Below are 6,630 nucleotides of genomic sequence, written 5' to 3'. Positions count from 1 at the left end.
CATCATGCCTGGTGGCTGACCTCCGTTTTGGCCGCCCATCATCATGCCTGGTGGCTGACCTCCGTTTTGGCCGCCCATCATCATGCCTGGTGGCTGACCTCCGTTTTGGCCGCCCATCATCATRCCTGATGGCTGACCTCCGTTTTGGCCGCCCATCATCATGAATTCTTCCGATTCTACTGACTCATCATCAAATTGATATTGCATATCCATTCCCATCTGAGACTCTTTAGGTGACATCCCAGGGGATGGGGCCTGTTGCTGTGATTGAACGGATTGATATTGGTGATAATCCGGATGGTAATGTGCATCCATCCCTTGGTTCCCTTGATACTGTCCCTTCACTTCCGGTCCATAAGTTCCAAGCAGCCCCTTATTACAGCCGCAATCTTCCTCTTCCTCACCGGCAGTCTGTGAAAACTGAGGGAAGTTTTGATTGTAGGAAGGTGATTCGCCTGGTGACTCATAATCTTGTTGCATATATGAACCTGCTTGAGGTTGTTGATTCATCCCTCCATAATAATGGTGCGGAACCGGCGCGGAGGCTTGATATGGATAATATTGCTGGCTTGGTGCATTCATGCTCGCCCCTTGGACAAATCCATGATCCATCATTGGCATGTCAGGAGATTCTCCCCAAATATCAGAGCTCTCTTCCATCATTTGATAACCATGCATTTCCGGAGCCGCCTGATACCCTTGAACGCCTTGGTATGGGGCTTGCATGTCTTGCATGTGCATCTGCGCCCACGGTGGCGGTTGAATGCAATAGCCGCTTCCAGGCAAGATTGGCGTTACTGGAATACAATCATCCACCGGCTCATCCTGAGCTGACTGTACAGCTGGCTTTTTCTTCTTCTTTTTAGTGACTGCAGGCTCTTCTTTTTTCTTTGGTAAAGGCGGTGGTGCAGGAGGCTTTTGCACACTCATATTGGTCATGTTGACCATATAATAATTATTAACATCGATTTCTGGAATTACCGGCATCGGCACCGGCATTTCTTTTGGAACGACTTTTTCCTTTTCTTTAATGATAGGCTTTGGCTGAATGATTTGCTGCTCTTTTTTTGGTTTTTGAACGATTGGTTGCTCTTTTACAGGCTGTTGAAATTTCGGTTGCTCTTTTACGGGCTGTTGAAATTTTGGCTGTTCTTTTACCGGTTGTTGAAATTTCGGTTGCTCTTTTACGGGCTGTTGAAATTTCGGCTGTTCTTTTTCAGCCGGTTTTTGCATAATTTGCTGCTCTTTCATTGGTGCTGGCTGAGCCTGATACGGTTGAATTTGGGATTCTTTCATTCCCGGCTGAATATTCACGTTTGGTTTACCCGTTTCTTTTATTACAGCTCCGGATGTCCCTGGAATTTTAATTTTCATTCCGGGCATCATCATGTCCGGGTTGCTCAATTGCGTGTTAACTTTTTTAAGTTCTTCAAAACTGACGCCGTATTTTTTGGCGAGTTTCCAAAGTGTATCGCCTTTTTGGACTATATGAATTTTCACGCTGTTAACCCCTCCTGTGCATATGTCCATATATTCTATGAAGCAGTGGGTGAAATGCTATTATTTTTATCATGAAAACTTATGCGTGAAAAATGACTTTTATGATTGGTTCAATGATTTAGGGACATGGAAGCTACTTTTTTGGAGAAGAAATAAATGATATGACATCTTAACCATTGCATTCATTCTAAGAGAGGAGGCAATGGTTTTTTAGTTAGGAAGCCATCATGTTCTAAAATGCTTCTTTCAAGCTTCTGTCTAAATTCAGGGAAATCCGGGTATAAGAAAGTAAATGGCCTAAAGCTTTGTCTTCAGGTACTTATCTTACATTCCTGGGGGGAATAATAATGAAATGGAAAGGTAGACAGGGCAGCTCGAACGTCGAGGACAAAAGAGGGATGAGCGGAAAAAGCATGGCCGGAATCGGCGGAGGGGTCGGATTGGTAATTGTCTTGATCGTGACGCTCCTTGGCGGTAATCCAAGCGAATTGCTGGGCAGCTTGAATTCTACTGAATCGAACAATGGCAGCTCTTATGTCGAAACGGATGAAGAGAAAGAGCTTGCGCAGTTCGTATCTGTCGTCCTTGCAGAAACGGAGCAGGTCTGGACAGAAGAATTCCGTAAAAATGGACTGGAATATAGGGAACCTACCCTTGTCCTGTATTCAGGAAGTGTCGAATCGGCATGCGGGATGGCAGCTTCTTCGGTAGGGCCATTTTATTGTCCTGGTGACATGAAACTATATATTGATCTCAGCTTTTATCAAGAGTTGAAGCAAGAATTCCAGGCACCCGGGGATTTCGCCATGGCCTATGTCATTGCCCACGAGGTCGGACATCATGTTCAGACACTTTTAGGGACAACGGAAAAGGAAATGCCAGATCGGTCAAAGGTCAGCGAGACTGAATATAATAGGCATTCTGTCCGTCTTGAATTACAGGCCGATTATTTGGCTGGAGTTTGGGCACATCATGTCCAAGGAGAGAATTTGCTTGAAGAAGGCGATCTTGAGGAGGCCTTGAATGCAGCAAGTGGTGTGGGAGATGACCGTATCCAAAAAAAGGCACAGGGGTACGTGGTTCCAGACAGCTTCACGCACGGTACATCCGAACAGAGAAAACGGTGGTTCAATAAAGGATTTAAATCCGGTGATATGAATGAAGGCAATACTTTTAAAGCGAATAACCTCTAAAAGTTCTTACTTGTTTCAAAACAAAAAAAGGGGGAGCTTGTCCCCCTTTCCCGACTGAAGACAAATTCGAAGAAAAGCGAGTTTGTCTACTTTTTTTATGGTGAAAATTATAGTCGATTTCAGGAATCCGCTCCCTTTCCGCCGACTGTCCGCCAAGCGTCTGTGGGGTCTCGGCTAGCCAGTTATTCGGCAGGTGTTTCTCAATTTTCTTCCATCTTGTGAGTTTCAGCTAAAACAGTAAAAATACACGTGGATTACTCGGTCTTGTTTTAAAATCACGGCAATAATCCCTTGATAAAATTGTATTCGGGATAAACCATTCAATCCTCATTAGGTCAGCTAACTGAACGGGTGTCTTACCCCTTTTTTTCTTATGATTCAAAGTCTTTTGCACTAACTCAAACGCGTTCCAGCATTCTGTTTAAAGCCAGGATGGCATTATCCGCAATGCTCTTCCCCACTTTTATCGGATTGATGATTATACCTTCTTCAATGGATTCAAGCGCCCACAGCAGGTGAGGCAGATCAATCCGGTTCATTGTTAGGCATGGACACATATTCGGATTTAACGAGATGATGTTCTTGTCAGGATTATTGGCGATAAGTCGCTTGACAAGGTTCATTTCCGTGCCGATTGCCCAGGAACTGCCCGGTTCGGCTTTTTCAATCATATTTATGATGTACGATGTCGAACCTGCATAATCTGACAGGGCGACTACCTCACGGCGGCATTCGGGATGAACGATGATATTCATTTCAGGCTGCTCCGCTCTAAGCGTTTCAATATTAGCCGTAGTGAAATTTTCATGGACTGAACAATGTCCTTTCCAAAGAAGTACCTTCAAATCTTCGAGTTCCCCTTCATAGATCAATTCATCTTTATGCGGATCCCAAACGGCCATTTCATTCAATGGGATTCCAAGGTCAAAGGCTGTATTCCTCCCCAGATGCTGATCGGGAAGAAATAGGATTCTTTCTTTTTGCGCGAGGGCCCACGAGACCATCCCTTGTGCATTGGAGGATGTCACCGTCGCCCCGCCATTTTTCCCTACAAAAGCTTTGATGGCCGCAGTTGAATTCACATAAGTTAGCGGAAGGATCGTATCGCCAAAAAGATCCTGAAGCTTTGTCCACGCCCGTTCCGTTTGTTCAATATCGGCCATATCCGCCATGGAGCAGCCTGCACGCATATCAGGAAGGATAACCGTCTGCCCTTCTTCGGTCAAAATATCGGCTGTTTCCGCCATGAAATGCACGCCGCAAAACACGATATAATCCGCTTCTCGATTTTGCGCGGAAAGCTGGGCCAATTGAAGTGAATCCCCCGTTGAATCCGAAAATTGAATGACTTCCTCCCGTTGATAATGATGACCTGGGATATAAAGACGGTTCCCCAGTCGTTTCTTGATGTCATGGACCCGATTCTCCATCTCTTCCTTTGTCATCGTTTTATACTTTTCAGGCAATGTATTTCCTGCTGTTTTAGCCATCTCCAATATGTTCATTTCAATATCCCCTCCTGCTCTTTGACCTTTGCGCTGATATCAAGTGCCCTGACACTGTGCGTCAAGCTGCCCAACGAAATATAATCTACCCCTGTTTCCCGATATGAGGCTAGATTGTCTAAATGGATTCCTCCAGAAGCTTCAGTAATGATGTGGGCGGGAACCAATTTGATCAGTTGCTTGATTTCTTCGGGGCTCCGGTTATCGAACATGATGATATCTGCACCGGCTTCCACTGCTTCAAGCACCTGTTGTGGTGATTCCGTTTCCACTTCCACTTTAGTGGTATGTCCTAGTTTGGATTTTACCGTTTGTACCGCTTTCGTTATGGACCCAGCGAAAGAAATATGGTTGTCCTTTATCATGACTGCATCATATAAACCATAACGGTGATTGAATGCCCCGCCTGAGCGGACCGCATATTTTTCAATCATCCGCAGGCCTGGTGTAGTTTTCCTCGTATCACACGCTCTCGTCTTCGTCCCCGCTAATATCATGGCAGCTTTATGAGCCTGTGTCGCAATTCCGGACATACGCTGCACTAAATTCAAAACGACCCGTTCCCCTTTTAAAAGAGAGGCCATATCGCCGGTCATTTTTGCAAGCTGCTGTCCTTCTTCAAAAACTTCTCCATCTTTAACAAAAACGCAAACCTCGATTTGCTCATCCAACAATGCAAATCCCGTCTGGATGACGTCCCCTCCACTAAAGACCCCGCCTTCTTTTGCGATGAATGTCAAAGTACCTTGTTCACCTTGATCAAAAATCGTATCACTCGTTACATCGCATTCCCCTATATCTTCCATTAAAAATTGTTGCAGCATCTGCTTAAGCTTCAATATATTCATATAGTTGTCTCCCTTTCACTCGGTTTTTCACATCCGTGCAAGCAAGGATAACCGAATTATCAAGCCATTGGGTGTCATCTTCGCTTGGATAGTCACTGCGGAAATGACCGCCCCTGCTTTCCGTCCTGGTCAATGCGGATTCGGCAATCAGCCACGCCACGATTAAGGCATTGATTTTCGTTATTTCTTGTATCGATAATGCCGTTACTTCCACATGCAGCAATTTTTCGATATTAAACGTTTCAAGATAATCCTTCAGACGAGTTAAACCCGCTTCATTTCGGACGATTCCCGCTTCGTTCATTAATTTTTCCTGCAATGTCGTGAAATCAGGTAAAAATGAAATTTGGCTGGAACACTTGGACTGCTCTTTTTCTTGCGGTATTGACCTTGACGGCACTTTAGCAAGGAAACGGCCTAGCGTATTTCCAAAAACCAGTCCTTCGAGAAGCGAGTTGCTTGCCAATCGGTTTGCACCATGTACACCAGTGCATGCCACTTCACCAACTGCATACAAAGAGGGTACTGAGGTTTGCCCCGATTCATCCACTTCAATCCCTCCCATTAGAAAATGGTTTCCAGGTGCAACTGGAATTTTCCCCAATTCAAGGTCCAGCCCGCTTTTTTCACATAATGAGGTCACTGTCGGAAAACGATTTTTAAAATCCTTGATCATCGAAATATCCAAAAATACCTTTTCACCGCGCTGTATATAAGAAAAGATCGTCTGTGCAACAATATGCCTTGGTGCTAGATCCTTCAAGCTATGGACATCCTCCATGATTGGCTTTCCCGTTTCCGTCACTAATCTCGCACCATCCCCGCGAACCGCTTCTGAAACCAGACCTTTCGCTTTGCCATTTACAAAAAGCAGGGTCGGATGGAACTGTATGAATTCCATGTCACGAACTTTTGCACCAGCCTTGAATGCAAGTGCGATTCCATCACCTGAAACCGTTTGTGAATTTGAAGTGAAATGGTATAGGGAGCCACAGCCGCCTGTTGCCAAAACCGTCTGTTCAGCATGATAGGTTACGAGTTCCCCTGCCTTTTCAAGTGCTTTGACGCCTATGCAAGAATCATCTTTCCCGATGATCAACTCCACTGCAGTAACATCCTCCATCACAGTAATCGATGATTTTTTCAAGCAGCCTATAAGATGTTCCATGATGTACTTTCCGGTAGCATCACCGTGACTATGGAGGATTCTTCGTTCACTGTGGGCGCCCTCCATGCCAAGCAATAGAGTTCCGTCATGATCATGGTCAAATTGCATACCCGATTCTATAAGTTCAGCTATAACCGAAGGTGCCTCTTCGACGAGTTTTTCCACTGCCTTCACTTTGTTATATCTCTGACCAGCCGCCAGCGTATCTTTTTTATGTAAGGATACTCTGTCACGATCAGATATTGCAGCAGCAATCCCGCCCTGAGCTAAATATGAATTACCATGACGGATATTTGATTTTGTGATGAGTATCACATGCTTATGCTCACTTGCTTCCAATGCCGTTTTCAAGGCAGCAATCCCGCTGCCTATCACGATGATTTCCGCTTTTACCATTATTTCATTCCTCCTGTTTA

At 44.9% G+C, this 6,630-nt stretch carries 5 protein-coding genes; 1 reads left to right on the top strand and 4 read right to left on the bottom strand.

Going from position 1 to position 6,630, the window contains the following annotated elements; genetic code table 11:
• Positions 1 to 1,500, bottom strand: a 1,500-nt coding sequence (gene safA, locus AC1DIV_RS04935) for a SafA/ExsA family spore coat assembly protein (RefSeq protein ID WP_477575883.1), incomplete at its 3' end; no start/stop codon positions are given.
• Positions 1,501 to 1,847: 347 nt separating this feature from the next.
• On the opposite strand from safA, the gene ypfJ reads away from it, so the two are divergent.
• Positions 1,848 to 2,693 carry a KPN_02809 family neutral zinc metallopeptidase gene (gene ypfJ / locus AC1DIV_RS04930; RefSeq protein WP_318292943.1) on the top strand — a complete coding sequence of 282 codons (846 nt, stop codon included), beginning with the start codon at positions 1,848 to 1,850 and terminating at the stop codon, positions 2,691 to 2,693.
• A gap of 398 nt (positions 2,694 to 3,091) precedes the next feature.
• On the opposite strand, the gene nadA is transcribed toward ypfJ, so the two are convergent.
• Genes nadA through nadB form a run of 3 tightly spaced genes read right to left on the bottom strand, consistent with a single transcriptional unit; the run spans position 3,092 to position 6,610 of the window.
• Positions 3,092 to 4,198, bottom strand: a complete 1,107-nt coding sequence (gene nadA / locus AC1DIV_RS04925) for a quinolinate synthase NadA (RefSeq protein WP_477575881.1) — start codon at positions 4,196 to 4,198, stop codon at positions 3,092 to 3,094.
• A complete protein-coding gene (nadC, locus tag AC1DIV_RS04920; protein WP_477575879.1) occupies positions 4,195 to 5,046 on the bottom strand; it encodes a carboxylating nicotinate-nucleotide diphosphorylase in 852 nt (283 codons plus the stop codon). Before nadC ends, nadA begins: the two co-directional genes overlap by 4 nt.
• Complete coding sequence (gene nadB / locus AC1DIV_RS04915) at positions 5,027 to 6,610, bottom strand: L-aspartate oxidase (protein ID WP_340877118.1); 1,584 nt, start codon at positions 6,608 to 6,610, stop codon at positions 5,027 to 5,029. Before nadB ends, nadC begins: the two co-directional genes overlap by 20 nt.
• Between the last annotated feature and the right edge of the window lie 20 nt (positions 6,611 to 6,630).

The organism is Peribacillus sp. 05N428, from assembly GCF_056397085.1.
This window is presented reverse-complemented; position numbering and strand designations above follow the sequence as displayed.

What these genes read in the sequence shown, in the direction of transcription:
- nadA (WP_477575881.1), bottom strand. Translation starts at nt 4,198, where the DNA reads ATGAACATATTGGAGATGGCTAAAACAGCAGGAAATACATTGCCTGAA.
- nadC (WP_477575879.1), bottom strand. Translation starts at nt 5,046, where the DNA reads ATGAATATATTGAAGCTTAAGCAGATGCTGCAACAATTTTTAATGGAA.
- ypfJ (WP_318292943.1), top strand. Translation starts at nt 1,848, where the DNA reads ATGAAATGGAAAGGTAGACAGGGCAGCTCGAACGTCGAGGACAAAAGA.
- nadB (WP_340877118.1), bottom strand. Translation starts at nt 6,610, where the DNA reads ATGGTAAAAGCGGAAATCATCGTGATAGGCAGCGGGATTGCTGCCTTG.